We start from the raw sequence: 16241 nt of genomic DNA, 5'->3' as shown, positions 1-16241 counted from the left end.
GGGCCGGTGCGCGCGTTCGCCCTGCAATACCCCCTTTGCCTGAAGGAGCATTATCATGGGCGAATACGAACCCGAAGATTCCCGCGTGGTCACCCACAGCACGAAACCCGATGCCGCCGGCCTCACCCCCACCGGGGCGAAGGAAGACGCCGTGCGCGACGAGGCGATCCGCCGCAAGAAGGATGAGGCCGCCAAGGGCGAGCCGCTGACCGAGGAAGAGCAGCCGGGCGTCGGCTACGGCGACCGGTCGAAGGAAGCGGGCGAGGCCTGATACCGGCCTGATCTGGCAGCTGCGCGGGGCGGCGGATGACGTGCGCATCCCCGCGCACTCGGCGGGAACCACTCCCGGCCATCGGCGGTTACTTTGCCATGTAATTCAAGCGCATGGGAGAGACGTGCGATGCCCGCTTTCGACAATGACATTCACCGCCGCGCCGTGCCGCCGCGCGCGCAGCAACCCGGCCCCGTGCTGGTATTCGGAGAGATCATGCAGCAGAACCAGCAGCGCGGCGTGCAGACGCAAAAACAATCGCAGGGTCAGTCGGACGACAAGTCAGGGAGCGAGTCGCGCGAAACGAACCCGGCGCAGGGCTCTGAAGGGGAGCGGGCTCGCTCGCCATCGACCGAAGGGCCATCGACCGAAGGACCGGTGGCCGACGATGCCGATGCCGGCTCTGCCCGCCCGGTCTATGACCAGTACGAGGTCAACACCCCCCAGACCATGCAGCAGGACGAAGCGGCGGAAGCCATGAAGCGGGAGCAGGCGGGCGCAAACGACGGCGATCCGCGGGGCAAGCCCGGCGACAATCCCGAAGGCAAGGCGCGCAACGCCGATGGCTCGCAAGGCCTGGGCTACGGCGCGCAGGATGGCGAGGAAATGGCAGACGCTCCCGATGCGACACGCCCCCGCAATGGCTACGACACCGCCGAGTAGCGGCTCGCGCCTATCAGCGATCAAGCCTCGTCACGGCGCATCCGGCGAGAGATTTCCAGTGCGATCAGGATCGGGGTGGCCCACAGCCAGGTGAGCAACGCCGCTTCGCGCCATCCGCCGTTCTCGGGCAGGCGCATCGAACAGGCGTATACCTCGATCGGATTGTGCGGCGTGCAGGTCGACGGCCAGTACGCGTGGAGGAGCAGATATACGCCGAGGCCCAACCACACAGCCTGCGCCACATAAAGCATGAAGAACCGCGACAGGCCGATCTCGCCGTAGCCGTGGTGCGTCGGAAACCGCTGGTTGGCTTTGCTCCTCATGGCCAGAGTTTACGACGACGCGGGTTAAGAATGTCTCACCCTCATAATTTGGCGGGCGTGGGCAGGCGATTCGTCGTGAAGGACGGCGCCTTGTTGGCGTTGCCCGGCCACAATCTTTGCGTCATGCATCCGCTGATGAGCGTACGCCCCGCCCTAGCCGCCTATCTCGACCGCATCGGCCTGGCCGCAGCGCCAGCGCCCGATGCCGCCGGCCTGCTGGCGGTGCAGGCCGCGCATCGCCAGCACATCCCGTTCGAGAACATCGACGTGCGGCTCGGGGCGCCCATCCCCACCGACCCCGGCGCCATCGCCGACAAACTGGTAGGGCGGCGGCGCGGCGGGTTCTGCTTCGAGCACAACCGGCTGCTGTCCGACCGGCTGGCCGCCATGGGCTTCGCCAACCGCCTGCTGCTCGCGCGCGTCACCTTTGGCGATCCGCCCGATCTGCCGCCGCTGACCCATTGCCTGCTGCTGGTGACCCTGGCCGACGGTGCGCGCATGATCGCCGATGCCGGGTTCGGCGGCACCTACTGCCCGCCCCTGCCGCTGGTCGACGGTGCCGAGGCGACCAGCGGCGACCTCGCCCGCCATCGCCTGCGGCGCATCGGCGCGCCCGGCACCTTGCCCGGCGAGTGGCTGCTGGAGCGGCTTGGCCCGCCCGAGACGACCGACGGTCGCGGGCGCAGCCACGCCGATTGGGAGCAGCAATACGCCTTCGATCTTGCCGAGGTGGCACCCGCCGACCTGATGATGGGCAGCCACTTTGCCAGCACCCACCCCTCGGCACGGCATGTCAATTGCCATGTGGCCAGCCGGGTGCTGCCCGATGGCTTCGTCAGCCTGCTGGACAGGCAATTCACCCGCTACCGCGCAGGCCAGCCGATGGAGCGACGCGCCGTCGATGATGTCGACGATTATCGCGACCTGCTGGCGCGCGAGATCGGTATCGACCTGCCGCGCGACGCCCTCGCCCGCCTGCCGCTCTGGTCCGCCGGCACCTGACGCCCGCGGTCCGGCGTTGGCAAAGATGCGACTGCCTCGATCGCGATTGATGGTCGGGCACAATCACCGTTTCGTGCGTTGATGGAGCAGACACATCGCCAACAGGAGAAAGCGCATGTCCCACCACGACAAGATCAAGGAACACATGGAAGTCATCGGCGCCGATGGCGTCCACGTCGGCACCGTCGACGGTGTCGAGGGCGACCGCATCAAGCTGACGAAAAAGGATTCGGGCGCGCAGGTCGAAGGTGCCACTGGCGAGCACGAAGGCCACCATCATTACATCTCGATGGGCCTCGTGGCCGGCGTCGAGGGTGATCAGGTCCGCCTCAGCGCGACTGGCGCAAACGCGCAGACCTTCGAAGAGGAAGGCGGCGAGTAAGCCACTGCGGAAGGGCGGGCCGGCATTGACCGGCCCGCCCCTAAATTGGCTCAGCGGGCGTCCGGATCGGCTACCTCGATTCCGAACGGCGTCTGCTGATGTTGTATGACCACCCACTCCTCGTGGGCCAGGCGTTGCAATGTACTGGTGCACAGCGCGTGATAATCGCTGCCCTCGCGCCGGGCATGGACGCGATAGCCGATCACGATCAGACCTTCCTCCGGACGCGTAACGCGTTTTTCGGCGAACGCGACCTCGCTCCAGCGCGGCGTGTCCTCTACGGCCTTCGTAGCTGCGCCATGGTCGAACAGGATAGGTTCGGCCGGCAGTGCCATGATGCAGTCGCTGGCGACTTTCTCGCGGTAGACATCACCGCCCCCCAGCCACAGCTCACGCTCGAATTCCCAGATGCGATCGTCGTTCATGCACGGTTCTCCTTTTCACTGGAGACAACGCACGAACGCGTCTGGAGTTCGCCTGTAAGCTACTGGCAGGCGAGGCACTCGTCGTAATCCGTGGTCGGCAGTTCGTACTTCGCCGCCTCGGCCGTATTGTCCGCCTCCACGCCGCCGGCGAAACCGGCACGCTGCACGCTCTTCGAGCGCAGGTAGTAGAGCGACTTGATGCCCTTCTCCCACGCCTGGAAGTGCAGCATGGCCAGATCCCACTTATCGACGTCCGCGGGGATGAACAGGTTGAGGCTTTGCGCCTGGTCGATGAAGGGCGAACGGTCCGCCGCGAATTCGAGCAGCCAGCGCTGGTCGATCTCGAAACTGGTCTTGTAGGTGGCCTTTTCCTCCGGCGAGAGGAAATCGAGGTGCTGCACGCTGCCGCCCTTTTCCAGGATCGAATTCCACACGGCGGTGGAGTTCTTGCTCTTGGAATCGAGGATCTTTTCCAGGTACGGGTTCTTCACCACGAAGCTGCCCGACAGCGTCTTGTGGGTGTAGATATTGGCCGGGATCGGCTCGATGCAGGCGCTGGTGCCGCCGCAGATGATGCTGATCGAGGCGGTCGGGGCGATCGCCATCTTGCAGCTGAACCGCTCCATCGCGCCCATGTCCTCGGCATCGGGGCAAGGGCCGCGTTCCTTGGCCAGCATCATGCTCGCCTCGTCCGCCTTGGCGCTGATGTGCTTGAACATCTTGAGGTTCCACACCTTGGCCATCGGGCTTTCGAAACCGATGCCCTTGGCCTGCAGGAAGGAGTGGAAGCCCATGACACCCATGCCGACGCTGCGTTCGCGGCTGGCGGAATACTTGGCGCGGGCCATTTCCGGCGGGGCGCGGTCGATGTAATCCTGCAGCACGTTGTCGAGGAAGCGCATGACGTCCTCGATGAACTGCTTGTCGCCGTTCCACTCTTCCCAGGTTTCCAGGTTGAGCGAACTGAGGCAGCACACCGCGGTGCGATCGTTGCCGAGGTGGTCGATGCCGGTCGGCAGGGTGATTTCCGAGCACAGGTTCGAGGTCGAGACCTTGAGACCGAGATCGCGGTGATGCTTGGGCATCATGCGGTTCACCGTGTCGGCAAACACGATGTAGGGCTCGCCCGTGGCCAGCCGCGTTTCCACCAGTTTCTGGAACAGGCTGCGCGCATCCACCGTCTTGCGCACGCTGCCGTCCTTGGGCGAGACGAGGTCGAACGTGTCGCCCGCGCGCACGGCTTCCATGAAGGCGTCGGTGATCAGCACGCCGTGGTGCAGGTTCAGCGCCTTGCGATTGAAGTCGCCCGAGGGTTTGCGGATCTCGAGGAACTCCTCGATCTCCGGGTGATGCACGTCGATGTAACAGGCGGCGCTGCCGCGGCGCAGCGAGCCCTGGCTGATGGCGAGCGTCAGGCTGTCCATCACCCGCACGAAGGGGATGATGCCGCTGGTCTTGCCGTTCAGGCCCACCGGCTCGCCGATGCCGCGCACGTTGCCCCAGTAGGTGCCGATGCCGCCGCCCTTGCTGGCGAGCCAGACGTTCTCGTTCCAGGTGCCGACGATGCCGTCGAGGCTGTCCGACACGGAATTGAGGTAGCAGCTGATCGGCAGCCCGCGCGTGGTGCCGCCGTTCGACAGCACCGGGGTGGCGGGCATGAACCACAACCGGGAGATATAGTCGTAGAGCCGCTGGGCGTGCTCCTGATCGTCGGCGTAGGCATCGGCCACGCGGGCGAACAGGTCCTGGTAATCCTCGCCGGGCAGCAGGTAGCGATCCTGCAGCGTTTCCTTGCCGAAATCGGTGAGGAGCGCATCGCGCGACGTGTCCGTCTTCACGGTGAAGCGGCGCGCCATGATGGTCTTGGAGTCGCTTGCGTCCACCGTCGCGGCGCTCGCCACCGCCCTGGCGGCCTCGGCCAGCGCGCCCACCGTGGCTTCGGCCACGAGTTCGTCGGTTCCGGCGTCTTTTCTGTCCATGCTCACTGCCTTCGTCTTCGCGCCCGTCATCGGGGCAGCGTCCTTGCCTTCGGGAGAAGGGGTGTCGGTCGCGGCGGTATCGCCAGTATCCAGACCCATCGCCGCATCGTCTCCGCTTCGAAATTCCATCGCCCGTCCCCGTCTTTCAATCAGTCGGGGCCAGACCACAATGGTCGCACCCGATCCCGCGTTCCACATCTGTTCGACCGCCCGGGCATTGCCTGCCTACCCGCTCGCCCGGTGATTCTCGACTGGCCGGGGCGGGTTATGACGGGATATCTTTATCCCCCATCCGTCCACTGCCAATCCACCGGCCAATCCACCGGCCTGTCCACACCCTGGTCTATGGAAAGGCCGCTTTCAGCCTAACCAGCAACATGGCCCGGATCGAGAAGAAAACTAGGTCTTGTGGGTCCCCCTGGGTCGATAACCACAACCCATAGTGAATCAGCCGGGACTCGTGCGCAAGAGGGTTAAACGACCTTAACCGCCGTGCCGGGCCGATCGTGCCGGTGTCCCGCCCCTGCAACACGGCGCGACGCGCGAGGATTCCTTGGCTCGCGCCCCGCGCAAGGGCGAATATCAAACTGCGGAAAAAAACCTGCGGCGCCCGGTCAGCCGCCGGGATCGTAGCCTGGCGATCATTTGCGAATCGCAAGCGGCGGGCAACCTCTGCCCGCTTCGTCCGCGCAGATCACCTGCGTTAGCAAAAGCGCAACCATGCCGCGTTAGGCACGGCCCATCATGATCGCATTCTTCAAGGCCATCCCCTTCGGTGCGTTTCTCACGGTGCTCGTCGCCCTGTTCATGGGCTCTGGCGGAGCGACGGGCGGGATGCTGCAAATCTTTGCCGTCGACGTGCTGTTGCCCGAATACGGCATCGACTTCGGCTTCTACTGGAGCTGGATGCTGTTCCTGGCCGGCACGTTCCTGGCCTTCGTCTTCGTGCTGATGATCGGCGACTGATCCCGCCCGGTCAACGCCAGGCCGGGCCTGCCGGGTCGAAACCGCTCTCGGCCAGCCGGTCCAGCACGCCATCGTCTTCCGCCAGCAGGCGCAGGGGCACCACGGCCATCGTCACGCCGTCCGTCCGCGTGGCATTCTCGATCGCGTCGAACCACTGGCCGCGCAGGGCGGGGCCGATCGCCTCGTCGGCCCAGGGCCAGCATTGTCCCAGAGCGATTTCGAGCGGATTGGCCATGACCGCGGGCACATCGTAGGCGCGCCAGTCGGCGCCGCGCTGCTCGATCAGTTCGGGGCCGATCTCGGTGGCGGTCATCGCCGCTTCGAGGCAACCGACCTGTGAGCGCGGATCGGCCGCGGCCAGACTGTCGAGCATGTCCTCCCCGCGGACCGTGCCGACCGGCGTGGCGGCAATGTCCGCCCGCCGCGCGGCGCGGCGCACGACATCGGAGGCATCGCGCGTGGTGTCGCGATTGAAGCCCAGCCGGCGCGACAGCAGGTCGAAGGCGGTGAGGAGGAAGCTCTTGCGCGCATAATCCTGGTCATGGGCCTCCTCCAGCGCGGCCAGTCGCGCCTGCTGGCCGGGATCGAGATAGTCGTTCGCCACCCGGTCGTCGGGCAACCGGGTGATGCGCCCCCCGGCAAAGATCAGCCGCAGGATATCGCCGGGCGAAACCCCGGCGCGCTGGCCGAGGATCACCCGGTCCGACTCGCGCGTCGCCTCCTCCAGCCGTGCGGGTTGCCACGGGGTCGTCTCGGGCACGGCCGCGATTTCACCGACCAGGATCACCGCTCCGCGCGGCGTGTCGATCGTCCACATCGGCGCGCCCGAACGCTGCGCGCTGACGATAATCGCATCGGTTTGCGCGGGCCGCTCCTGCGCTGCGGCCGGCGCGGCGAGGACGGCGAGGGCAAAAGCCGGAATGGCGAGGTGGCGGTTCATGGCTCGTGCCCCTTGAGGTTGCCGGCTGAACCGGATGTGTAGGCCACCCGAACTAGGGCACCAGGACCGTGTCCACCGGCTCCTCGGCCAGGTCGGGATAGTCGAGCGTGTAGTGCAGCCCCCGGCTCTCGTGCCGCTTCAGCGCGCTATCGACGATCAGCCCGGCGCACTGGTGCAGGTTCCTGAGTTCGATGAGGTCGGTCGTCACGCGGAAATTGCCGTAATAGTCGGCGATCTCGCTTTGCAGCAGTTCGATGCGGTGCTTCGCGCGCTCGAGCCGCTTGGTGGTGCGCACGATGCCGACGTAGTTCCACATCATCCGCCGGATCTCGGTCCAGTTCTGCTTGATGACGACCTCTTCGTCCGAATCGGTCACCCGGCTTTCGTCCCAGTCGCGGATCGGCGGCGGCGCGTCGAACGTGTCCCAGCGCGCCATGATGTCCTTTGCCGCCGCCTCGCCGAAGACGAAGCATTCGAGCAGCGAGTTCGAGGCGAGGCGGTTGGCACCATGCAGCCCGCTTTCGGTGCATTCGCCGGCGGCGTAGAGGCCGGGCAGGTCGGTGCGCCCCGCAAGGTCGATCACCACGCCGCCGCAGGTGTAATGCTGGGCGGGCACCACCGGGATCGGCTGCGTCGTCATGTCGATGCCCAGGCCCAGCAGCTTTTCGTAGATCGTGGGAAAGTGCCCCTTCACGAAGTCTGCGGGCATATGGCTGATATCGAGGTGGACGTAATCGAGCCCATAGCGCTTGATCTGGTCGTCGTTGGCGCGGGCGACCACGTCGCGCGGGGCAAGTTCCATGCGTTCAGGGTCGTACTGGGTCATGAACCGCTCACCCGTGCGCGGGTTGATGAGGTGCCCGCCCTCGCCGCGCACGGCCTCGGTGATGAGGAAGTTCTTGACCTCCAAGTGGTAGAGGCAGGTCGGGTGGAACTGCATCATCTCCATGTTGGAAACGCGCGCGCCCGCCCGCCAGGCCATGGCGATGCCATCCCCCGTCGCGCCGCGCGGGCTGGTGGAAAACTGGTAGACGCGCCCCGCCCCGCCCGCGGCCATGATGGTGGCACGCGCGGTATGGGTTTCAACCGTTCCGGTCGCGGTATCGAGGGCATAGGCGCCCCACACCCGCCCGCTGCCCGAAAACCGCTGTTCATGGTGCCCGGTCACAAGGTCGATGCAGCTGCGTTCCGGCAGCAGGGTGATGTTCGGATGATCCTCAGCCGCCTTCAGCAGCGCGGCCTGCACGGCCCAGCCGGTGGCATCGTCGACATGAACGATACGGCGGTGCGAGTGGCCGCCCTCGCGGGTGAGGTGAAGATCGCCGCCATCCTCCAGCTTCTCGCGGTTGAAGGGCACGCCGAGGTCGCAGAGCCGGTCGATCGCGGCAGGTGCGCGTTCGATGACGAAACGCACCACGTCCTCGTCGTTGAGGCCGGCGCCCGCGATCATCGTGTCGCGCACGTGGTTCTCGAACGTGTCCCCTGCGTCGAGGACGGCGGCGATCCCTCCTTGCGCCCAGGCGGTCGATCCGCTGCTAAGCTGGCCCTTGGCAAGCACGAGCACCTTGCGCTGCGTTGCAAGCGACAGGGCCGCGGTCAGCCCCGCTGCGCCGGAGCCGATGATGAGGACGTCGTGATGGGTAGCGGTCATATTTTCGCTTGAACACGCGCGCGGGGCGGTGTGCAAGGGGGCATGGATCCCGCTCGCCGCCAGGAGATCGCCGCCCGCCGCGATGCCGCCCGCCGCGACCCGCGCGCGGATGCGCCAGCGGGCGTTCGCGGCGACGTCATCCCCGCGTTGCGCGAGCTGGGCGTGCCGCATCGGCCTGCGCCATCCGGCATCTGGACGCCGCCATGGCTGGTGACCGGCGCGAACGACATCGTGTGGGAAGCATCTCCGCCCGCCGCCGTCGTCGAGATCTATCGCGAGGCCGCGTGGTTCCGCCATCCCCCGTTGCCGGGCGAGGCCGAGTTCGCCCGCGCCCGCCGGGCCGATCAGGTGGCCGACATGCTATGGCTGGTGGCCGAGGGCGATGACGCGATTACCTTCGGCTACGACCGGCAGGATACCGGCGTCGTCATGTGCATGAGCGACGCGCTGCCTGCGCTGGAATTGCTGCTGCCCGATCACGCAACGGTATGGATCTGGGGCCTGCCGGGCACGTGGTTCATCGCCAGCGACGGCAACGGCTGGACTTCGCTCAGCCTGCCGCCCGAGCCGGATCGCGAAGCCATCCATCGCCGTCTCCTGCGCGAAGAAATCTTTGCGGCGCCACTGGCCGGCGCGGTGGGCGCGGGTGGCGGGATGCTGCGGCTGATCTCGCGAGAGGATGCCGCGTTGCCGCAGCAGCGCCGCCCGCTGGCGCTGCACGGCTGGCAGGAGCGCGAGAAGTCCCTGAAGGCGCTGGTGGAGCGCGGCGACGTGGCCGGGCTGGAGGACGCGGTGCGCCCCTGGCTGGAAGCGCGCGCGCCGGGCGGGACCCCTGTGTTCGTGGACCTGCGCCAGCCCGATGCGCCGCTCGTGGAGATTGCCGCCGACTGCCTGCTCCGCCATTTTGCCGGCCTGACTGCGCAGCTCGGCTTCGTTGGTGACGACCCGGATGGCAGGATGATCCGCACCGACGAGGTCGTGGTCTATGCCGAGGGCGAGCCCTGGCGCCTGAAAATCTATGCCACCGGCCGGTTCTGGCGCGCCGAGGGAGCAGACTGAGGCGCGAGCCGCCAGCGACCCTGCCTCACCATCGGCGTCCGAGGGTCAGCTTCCTGCTGTCAGCTGGACGAACACGTCCTCCAGGTCAGCCTCGCGCGTGGTGACGTCCTCGATCGCGTAGCCGTGCTGCTGCACCAGCGCGAGCACCTGGCCGGCGCTGGTCGTGCCCTTGTCGTAGGTGATTTCCAGCACGCGCGGCTCGACCACCTCGGCGCGCAGGAAGACCGGCTCCATCACCGGGCCGGCGAGGTCCTTGTCCACGCTGACGCGCACGATCTTTTCGCCCATCATGCCGACCAGTTCGCGCGTCGGCTTGTTGGCGATGAGTTCGCCGTGGTTGATGATGGCGATGCGCTCGCACAGTTCCTCCGCCTCTTCCAGGTAGTGCGTGGTGAGCACCACGGTCACGCCCTCGGCGTTCATCTCGCCGACCAGTTCCCACAGCTGGCGCCGCAGTTCCACGTCCACGCCCGCGGTCGGTTCGTCCAGCACCAGGATCGGCGGCGAATGGACCATCGCCTTGGCGATCAGCAGCCGCCGCTTCATGCCGCCCGACAGCGTGCGGGCATAGGCGTTGCGCTTGTCCTCCAGCCGCACGGCGCGCAGCAGTTCCTCGCTGCGGCGCAGATGCCTGGCAATGCCGTACATGCCCCCCTGGTTCTCCAGCACCTCGAACGGGGTGAAGAAAGGATCGAAGACGATTTCCTGCGGCACGATGCCGATGGAAAGCTTGGCGTTGCGGTGGTCACGGTCGATGTCGTGACCCCAGATGGCAATGCTGCCGCTGGTCTTGTTGACCAGGCCCGCCATGATGTTGATCAGGGTGGACTTGCCCGCGCCGTTGGGGCCGAGCAGGCCGAACACCTGCCCCTGCGGCACGTCGAAGCTGACACCTTTCAGCGCCAGCTTGGGCTCGGCCTTTGCCGTCCCGGCATATTCCTTGACGAGATTGCGGATTTCGATGGCGGCCGGAGTCGCCGTGTCATGAGCTGTGGTGTCGGACATGTCGCGCGCTCTTAGGGGCTTTGCTTGGACAGCGCAAAGCGATAGGGGCGATCCATGATCGAAGCTCCCGAAACCTCCCTCGTCACCACGCACCGCGTGTGGTGTGACGGCGCGGGCGACATCCGCGGCGGAGAGAATTACCTGCCCGCCAGCCTGGGCCATCCGCGCGTGTGGATGGAGATCGACGAGTCGGGCTTCGTCGACTGCGGCTATTGCGACCGGCGCTTCGTGCTGGCCGGCGGACCCGCCGATGGCGGCGGCCTGGAAGATGAAACGGTCACCGGCGCCCCTGCCTGATTCGCGCCGGTCCGGGCACCCGTTGCGGTCAGCCTGCGTTAAGTGGCAATATGCCACCGATGGGCCCTAGGAGAATCACGATGAAGACGATCGTCGCTACCCTCACCGCCGCGCTTACCGCCACCGCCGCATTCGCCCTCGCCGTGCCCGCTGCTGCACAGAGCGACCGCGAGATCGAGCGTTCGGAACGCGCCTTTTCCGATCTGGTCGAGGGCTGGGAAGTCGCGGGCGAGCCTGAATCCTGCATCACCACGTTCAATTCCAACCGCCTGCGGGTGGTAGAGCACGTGGGCTTTGCCTACCGCCAGGGTGACACCATGTGGGTCGCCCGCGCGCGCAATCCGCAGAACCTTGGCGCCTGGGACGTGCCGATCATCGACCGGTTCGGCTCGCAACTGTGCCGTCATGATTCGATGCGCACCGTCGATCGCAGTTCGGGCATGTTCAGCGGCAACCTGTTCCTCGACGATTTCGTGCCTTATCGCCGCGTCGACGCGGGGTGATAGCGGGGCCTGACTACAGATGAGCCTGGCACCGAGGCGCTGGGCTGCCGACCTGCTGCACGTCTGGTTTCACACGTTGCGCCCCGCCGACTGGTGGGGTGGTTCCGACCATATCGACGCCATGCTGGAGGCGCGTTTCCGGGGCGAGTGGGAGGCGCTGCAATCGCGCCCGCCCGCCAGTTTCCTGCACGATCCGCAAACCGCGCTGGCTGCGATACTGTTGTTCGACCAGATACCCCGCAACCTGTTTCGCGACGACCCGCGCGCCTATGCCAGCGATCCGCTCGCACGCGCAGTGTGCCACGGCGCGCTCGGCAGGGGTTTCCTTCCCCGATTGGCGGGCGTGGAGCGGCAATTTCTCGCCATGCCATTGATGCATAGCGAGGACATTGCCGACCAGCGCCTGTCGCTTGCCCTGTTCGCTCGCATCAACGGCGGCAGCAGCTTCGCCTTTGCGCGCAGCCACCATCGCATGATCGCCCGGTTCGGCCGCTTTCCGCATCGCAACCCGGTGCTTAGTCGTGAGAGCACCCCGGCGGAGAACCGCGCGGTGGAGGCGGGTTTCGCGTGGTAGCTACTTCGGCCTGAGCAGCTTCGCCGGTCGCGCGCGCTGCGCCTCGGCAAACAGGCCGTAGGTGCGGTTGACGTAGTTGGAGACGTCGGTGATCGAGGCCAGGTAGCTGTCCAGCTCGGGCGTCATCTCCTGCTCCACCAGCCGCACGCGGGCAGACGGGTTCTCGGTCTCGAACGCCACGTAGAACCATGGCTCGCCGCGCTTCAGCACCAGCGGTTTCGACAGGTCGTACCATTCGAACGCCCAGGCCAGCGGGCGCGGCCAGATGTGAATGGGATAGCGCCCACCCATCTGCACGCCGGGGCGGGGCACGGGAAACCAGTGCAGGTAAGGCGCGGTCTGCACCACCCACGCGGGCTCGTCCGCCACGAAGACGTAGGGCGCCGTGAACTGGATGATCGGGCGATCGGGATCGCGCCATTCGCCGGGCGGCTGCACGATGAACAGGTTGGCGCGCCCCTGTGGCCGCATGGCCGACTGTTCGCCATCCACATCGGTCAACTGGATCTGCCCCTGCGCGTTGCGCTGAAAGGCCAGCGTGATGTCCACCGGGCAGGGGATGACGAAATGCCGCCGGTCGAAGTCGATCGCGGCGGGGCAGGCCTGGATCGACTTGGCGCTCGCGGCCTTGCGATCGGACCGGCTGAACCCGTGCGGCGGCGCCCAGATCGCACTGCCGTTGCCCGGCCACTTGACCGTCCAGCCCACGGTCAGCGTGCGCGACTTGCCCCGCGCTTCCGCCTCGGCGGCGCCGGCGTCCTCGGCAAAATAATCGTCCCAGCTCATGCAATGTCCTTGGCCGTCGCGGCGTAATATTCGCACAGGTCCTGCACCGGGCACACCTCGCACCGGGGCGAGCGCGCGTGGCAGATACGCTTGCCCAGCTGGATCAACCAGAAATGCCCGTCGCGCAAGGCCCAGGCCGGGCTGCGCGCCTCCAACTGCTCGGCGGTGCGGTCGGCGGTCTTTGCTTGCGTCAGCCCGATGCGGTTGCACACGCGGTGGACGTGGGTATCGACCGCGATCACGTCCGCCCCGAAGGTGAAGCTCATCACGATGTCGGCGCACTTGCGGCCGATGCCGGGGAGCGCAAGCAGCCCCTCGCGTGTCGCCGGCACCGTGCCGCCGTGCTCGGCCAGCAACACCTCGCAGAACCGGCGGATGTTGCGCGTCTTCGTGTTGTAGAGGCCGCACGGCTTGATGGCGGCCGCGATTGCCTCGTCGCTGAGCGCCAGCATCGCGCGCGGTGTCCTCGCCAGCGCGAACAGTGCCGCCGCCGCCGCGGCGGTATTGCGGTCGAGCGACTGGGCCGAAAGCATGCACGATATGCAGGACCGAAAGGCATCCGGCTGGCCCTTGGGTCCCTTGGCGTCTTTCGTGCGCCCGGGCATGGCGCGCGAAAGGCGGCTGAATACCTCCTCGACCGCGGCCGAGGTCAGCACGGCAGCGGATCGTCCACCTTTTCCAGGCTCGGATAGTCGGTGTAGCCCTTCATGCCGCCGCCGTAGAAGGTGGCGGGATCGGGTTCGTTGTAGGGGCCACCGGCGGCGATGCGCCCCGGCAGATCGGGATTGGCGATGAACAGGCGGCCAAAGGCGACGGCATCGGCATGGCCCTGCGCAATCCAGCGCGCGGCCTGTTCCGGCGTGAAGTTGCCGTTGGCGATGAACGTGCCGTCGAACGCCTTGCGCATGGCGTGGATGATCGCGTCGCCTTCGCTCTTCTCGCCGTCCGCCCCGCCGTGATCGGTCGCGCGCACGGTGTGCAGGTAGGCCAGTCCGCGTCCGGCCAGCAGCTTCGCGGCTGCCGGGTAGGTTTCCGCGGGGTTCTCGTCCGCACTGCCACCCGCACCGCCGATGGGGGTCAGGCGCACGCCCACGCGGTCCGCCGGCAGCTCGGCGGTGATCGCCTCCACTGCCTGGCCCAGCAGGCGCAAACGGTTGTCGAGGCTGCCGCCGTAATCGTCCTCGCGGCGGTTTACGCCGGTGCGCATGAACTGGTCGATCAGATAGCCGTTGGCCGCATGCAGCTCCACCCCGTCGAACCCCGCCTGCGCGGCGCAGCGTGCGGCATTGTGATAATCCTCGAGCACGCCTTCGATCTCGTCCAGCGTTATGGCGCGCGCCTCGGTAAAGGGCACCTGCGGGCCGTCGGGGTGGCGGTCGCCGACGAACGCCTCACCCTCGGGCGTCCAGGCGCTGGAGGAAACGGGTTGGCCCTCGTCCGGCTGGAACACCGGGTGGCTTACCGCGCCCACGTGCCACAACTGGCACACGATCCGCCCGCCGGCGTTGTGGACCGCGTCGGTTACCGGCTTCCAGCTTTCCACCTGTTCTGCGGTAAAGATGCCGGGCGTCCAGGCATAGCCCTGCCCCTGCCGGCTTATCTGCGTCGCCTCCGAAACGATCAGGCCTGCGCCTGCGCGCTGCGCGTAATACAGGGCGTGAAGCCCGGTCTGCGTAGCCTCCAGCCGTTCGGACCGGGCCCGGGTGAGCGGGGCCATGACGATACGGTTGCGGGCTTCGATAGCGCCCAGTGTCACGCTGTCGAACAGCGGCGAGAGGTCGGGTTTGCTGGGCTTGCGATCGGTCATGGAAACTCCGGAATATAGGTTTTGTATGGCAACTCGAATACGGTGGGGAGCGTTCCCCATTACCCAGGCGCACGCCCTCGGCCGGTGTCGCAGCAAGGGGCAATCGGGCAACGATGGCAGTGCGCCACGCTGGGGCGGCAGTGGACCTGCCCCAGCCGCTTCACCAGCAGGTGATGCTCGTCGATGGCGGCGGCGCTCCATTCGGCGGGCAGCAGCGGCATGAGCACGTCATAGGCACGGGCCGTATCGGCACGCGGGGGGACGAGGCCGGTGCGCTGCATTACCCGGCGATGGTGCCCGTCGATCACCAGCGCGCGCCGGGCGAACAGGCTGGTGTTCATCACCCCCGCGGCGATCTTGCGCCCCACGCCAGGCAGCTTCTGCAGCCAGTCCATCGCCGCGTCATCGGGAAGATTGGACAAGTGCCGCAGGTCCACTGCCCCGCGCTGGGCGATGATGGCGCAAAAGCACGCGCGGATGCGCTCCGCCGCGACAGCGGGAAAGGTCTGGTTGGCAAGCACGGCGGCGATATCCGCAAGCTCGGCATCGGCGACGCCCTGCCAGGTGCCAAAGGCGTCGCGCAGGGCGTCGGTGGAGGCGTTGGAGACGGGCGTCCGGGTCTGCGCCCCGATGACCCCCTGCACCAGCGTCCAGACCGGGTCCTTGCGCCGTTCGTCGGGCCGTTCGATCCGGCCAAAGGCAGCGATCAACGCGGCATGGATGCGCGCCAGCCGATCGGTGCGTGGATCGGTACCGAAGTCGAGCTGCAACATGCGTCGCAAGATGGGGGAAGAGACGCCAGAAAGAAGTCCGCCCTTGCCTCATCGAAGCTTTTCGAAGGTAAATATCCCGCATCCGTAATCGAGATCGAGAGCCTTCCCCTCGATAGCGCAATCAAGGTGCAGGTCTCCCTGGTCGTCGACATAGTCGAAGCGCACCAGCTTCATTGTTTGGGCAATCCCGGGGTGCCGCAGGATCCAGTTGGGATGGAACACCCGCTGCTCGTTGAACTGCACCTCGTCGGCGCGGCCGATCGGGAAGCTCAGGTAGAGACGCCCGCCAACCTCCGTCAGGTCGATGAGGTTGTGCACACCCTTGTTGTGCCCGTCGACATCGATGGGATCGAAATAACGGCCCAGTCCGAAATGCTCGATGGCGTGCAAGCACGAGACAGAATCCGCCTTGCCAAGTTACTGGGGCCGGGTGAGGTCCACCTGAACGAACTTGATGTTGGTGTGAACCGAGGGCGGAAGGGGGCGAACGTCGACGACCTCGACCTCGCGAAAACAGGCCAGTTGAGCTACGAACCCATCGACCCGTGAAGCGACGTCGATATGCCGCCGCGGCTGTGCCTCGAAGACTAGTTTGGCCACCAACAGGTCCTGGTGGAAATAGTCTCCGCTTGCCGTGCCAGCGTTGTCGGCAAAGTCATACAGGATCATCGAGTTGCCCGTGATCGTCCCGCCCTGGCGCAGAAACTCTTCACATTGGGCGCGATACTTGCGGTAATTCTTCAGGGCCCTGACACGGCCCGGATTAACGCCGATACCGTTGAACAGCATCTTCAATGATCGCCGCAGCGAATTGGCTTTCTGCGTCATGTCGCGC

The 16241-nt window shown here is 66.5% G+C and carries 20 protein-coding genes and 1 pseudogene; 9 read left to right on the top strand and 12 right to left on the bottom strand.

Translation table 11 applies throughout. The features are described from left to right. Positions 1–55: 55 nt before the first annotated feature. Positions 56–271: a hypothetical protein gene (locus GRI62_RS00485; RefSeq protein ID WP_131451480.1), complete on the top strand. Its 216-nt coding sequence runs from the start codon at positions 56–58 to the stop codon at positions 269–271. Between the two features lie 129 nt (positions 272–400). Further along, positions 401–934 carry a hypothetical protein gene (locus GRI62_RS00480; RefSeq protein ID WP_131451479.1) on the top strand — a complete coding sequence of 178 codons (534 nt, stop codon included), beginning with the start codon at positions 401–403 and terminating at the stop codon, positions 932–934. 20 nt (positions 935–954) lie between these two features. Here the strand turns inward: GRI62_RS00480 and GRI62_RS00475 are convergent, their stop codons facing one another. Continuing rightward, the gene (locus GRI62_RS00475) at positions 955–1257 is read right to left on the bottom strand and encodes a hypothetical protein (protein ID WP_131451478.1); all 303 of its coding nucleotides are present in this window, start codon (positions 1255–1257) and stop codon (positions 955–957) included. Positions 1258–1392: 135 nt separating this feature from the next. On the opposite strand from GRI62_RS00475, the gene GRI62_RS00470 reads away from it, so the two are divergent. Both GRI62_RS00470 and GRI62_RS00465 read left to right on the top strand, forming a co-directional pair. After that, positions 1393–2259 carry an arylamine N-acetyltransferase family protein gene (locus GRI62_RS00470; RefSeq protein WP_131451477.1) on the top strand — a complete coding sequence of 289 codons (867 nt, stop codon included), beginning with the start codon at positions 1393–1395 and terminating at the stop codon, positions 2257–2259. A gap of 115 nt (positions 2260–2374) precedes the next feature. After that, positions 2375–2641 carry a DUF2171 domain-containing protein gene (locus GRI62_RS00465; RefSeq protein ID WP_131451476.1) on the top strand — a complete coding sequence of 89 codons (267 nt, stop codon included), beginning with the start codon at positions 2375–2377 and terminating at the stop codon, positions 2639–2641. A gap of 50 nt (positions 2642–2691) precedes the next feature. On the opposite strand, the gene GRI62_RS00460 is transcribed toward GRI62_RS00465, so the two are convergent. Continuing rightward, positions 2692–3066 carry a DUF4440 domain-containing protein gene (locus tag GRI62_RS00460; protein ID WP_131451475.1) on the bottom strand — a complete coding sequence of 125 codons (375 nt, stop codon included), beginning with the start codon at positions 3064–3066 and terminating at the stop codon, positions 2692–2694. 59 nt (positions 3067–3125) lie between these two features. Continuing rightward, a complete protein-coding gene (locus tag GRI62_RS00455; protein WP_131451474.1) occupies positions 3126–5174 on the bottom strand; it encodes a ribonucleoside-diphosphate reductase subunit alpha in 2049 nt (682 codons plus the stop codon). A 615-nt stretch (positions 5175–5789) separates the two neighbouring features. Here GRI62_RS00455 and GRI62_RS00450 point away from each other — a divergent pair. Next, entirely contained in the window at positions 5790–6011 is a 222-nt protein-coding gene (locus GRI62_RS00450) for a hypothetical protein (RefSeq protein WP_199799886.1), read from the top strand. A gap of 10 nt (positions 6012–6021) precedes the next feature. Here GRI62_RS00450 and GRI62_RS00445 read toward each other — a convergent pair whose 3' ends face one another. Together GRI62_RS00445 and nadB are read right to left on the bottom strand one after the other, a co-directional pair. Beyond that, positions 6022–6951: a TraB/GumN family protein gene (locus tag GRI62_RS00445; RefSeq protein WP_131451473.1), complete on the bottom strand. Its 930-nt coding sequence runs from the start codon at positions 6949–6951 to the stop codon at positions 6022–6024. 52 nt (positions 6952–7003) lie between these two features. After that, positions 7004–8602 carry an L-aspartate oxidase gene (gene nadB / locus GRI62_RS00440; RefSeq protein ID WP_131451472.1) on the bottom strand — a complete coding sequence of 533 codons (1599 nt, stop codon included), beginning with the start codon at positions 8600–8602 and terminating at the stop codon, positions 7004–7006. A 42-nt stretch (positions 8603–8644) separates the two neighbouring features. Here nadB and GRI62_RS00435 point away from each other — a divergent pair, with 42 nt between their 5' ends. Beyond that, on the top strand, positions 8645–9661 hold the full coding sequence (locus GRI62_RS00435) for a hypothetical protein (protein WP_131451471.1): 1017 nt from the start codon (positions 8645–8647) through the stop codon (positions 9659–9661). 45 nt (positions 9662–9706) lie between these two features. On the opposite strand, the gene GRI62_RS00430 is transcribed toward GRI62_RS00435, so the two are convergent. After that, positions 9707–10666 carry an ABC transporter ATP-binding protein gene (locus GRI62_RS00430; protein ID WP_131451470.1) on the bottom strand — a complete coding sequence of 320 codons (960 nt, stop codon included), beginning with the start codon at positions 10664–10666 and terminating at the stop codon, positions 9707–9709. A 54-nt stretch (positions 10667–10720) separates the two neighbouring features. Here GRI62_RS00430 and GRI62_RS00425 point away from each other — a divergent pair, with 54 nt between their 5' ends. From GRI62_RS00425 to GRI62_RS00415, 3 genes are all read left to right on the top strand, one after another. Continuing rightward, positions 10721–10963, top strand: coding sequence for a zinc-finger domain-containing protein (locus tag GRI62_RS00425; RefSeq protein ID WP_131451469.1), 243 nt, complete (start codon positions 10721–10723; stop codon positions 10961–10963). Between the two features lie 80 nt (positions 10964–11043). Further along, a complete protein-coding gene (locus GRI62_RS00420; protein WP_131451468.1) occupies positions 11044–11466 on the top strand; it encodes a hypothetical protein in 423 nt (140 codons plus the stop codon). A gap of 19 nt (positions 11467–11485) precedes the next feature. Beyond that, the gene (locus GRI62_RS00415; protein ID WP_131451467.1) at positions 11486–12040 is read left to right on the top strand and encodes a DUF924 family protein; all 555 of its coding nucleotides are present in this window, start codon (positions 11486–11488) and stop codon (positions 12038–12040) included. Here the strand turns inward: GRI62_RS00415 and GRI62_RS00410 are convergent, their stop codons facing one another. The 6 genes and pseudogenes from GRI62_RS00410 to GRI62_RS00385 all read right to left on the bottom strand — a co-directional run bounded on the left by GRI62_RS00410 (position 12041) and on the right by GRI62_RS00385 (position 16234). Beyond that, the gene (locus GRI62_RS00410; protein ID WP_131451466.1) at positions 12041–12826 is read right to left on the bottom strand and encodes a hypothetical protein; all 786 of its coding nucleotides are present in this window, start codon (positions 12824–12826) and stop codon (positions 12041–12043) included. Continuing rightward, the gene (locus GRI62_RS00405; protein ID WP_199802247.1) at positions 12823–13482 is read right to left on the bottom strand and encodes an endonuclease III domain-containing protein; all 660 of its coding nucleotides are present in this window, start codon (positions 13480–13482) and stop codon (positions 12823–12825) included. Before GRI62_RS00405 ends, GRI62_RS00410 begins: the two co-directional genes overlap by 4 nt. Then, a complete protein-coding gene (locus GRI62_RS00400) occupies positions 13476–14633 on the bottom strand; it encodes an alkene reductase (protein ID WP_131451465.1) in 1158 nt (385 codons plus the stop codon). The genes GRI62_RS00405 and GRI62_RS00400 overlap by 7 nt, the downstream gene beginning before the upstream one ends. A 59-nt stretch (positions 14634–14692) precedes the next feature. Continuing rightward, entirely contained in the window at positions 14693–15406 is a 714-nt protein-coding gene (locus tag GRI62_RS00395; RefSeq protein ID WP_234027324.1) for an endonuclease III domain-containing protein, read from the bottom strand. A 48-nt stretch (positions 15407–15454) separates the two neighbouring features. Beyond that, positions 15455–15799 (bottom strand): annotated as a pseudogene (locus GRI62_RS00390) (DUF268 domain-containing protein); the annotation flags it as partial. Between the two features lie 24 nt (positions 15800–15823). Continuing rightward, positions 15824–16234 carry a hypothetical protein gene (locus GRI62_RS00385; RefSeq protein ID WP_131451463.1) on the bottom strand — a complete coding sequence of 137 codons (411 nt, stop codon included), beginning with the start codon at positions 16232–16234 and terminating at the stop codon, positions 15824–15826. Between the last annotated feature and the right edge of the window lie 7 nt (positions 16235–16241).

Origin of the sequence: Aurantiacibacter arachoides (assembly GCF_009827335.1) — a bacterium.
Taxonomy (GTDB): domain Bacteria; phylum Pseudomonadota; class Alphaproteobacteria; order Sphingomonadales; family Sphingomonadaceae; genus Alteraurantiacibacter; species Alteraurantiacibacter arachoides.
Note: the sequence above shows the minus strand (reverse complement) of the source record. Positions and strands in the feature narration are given on the sequence as shown.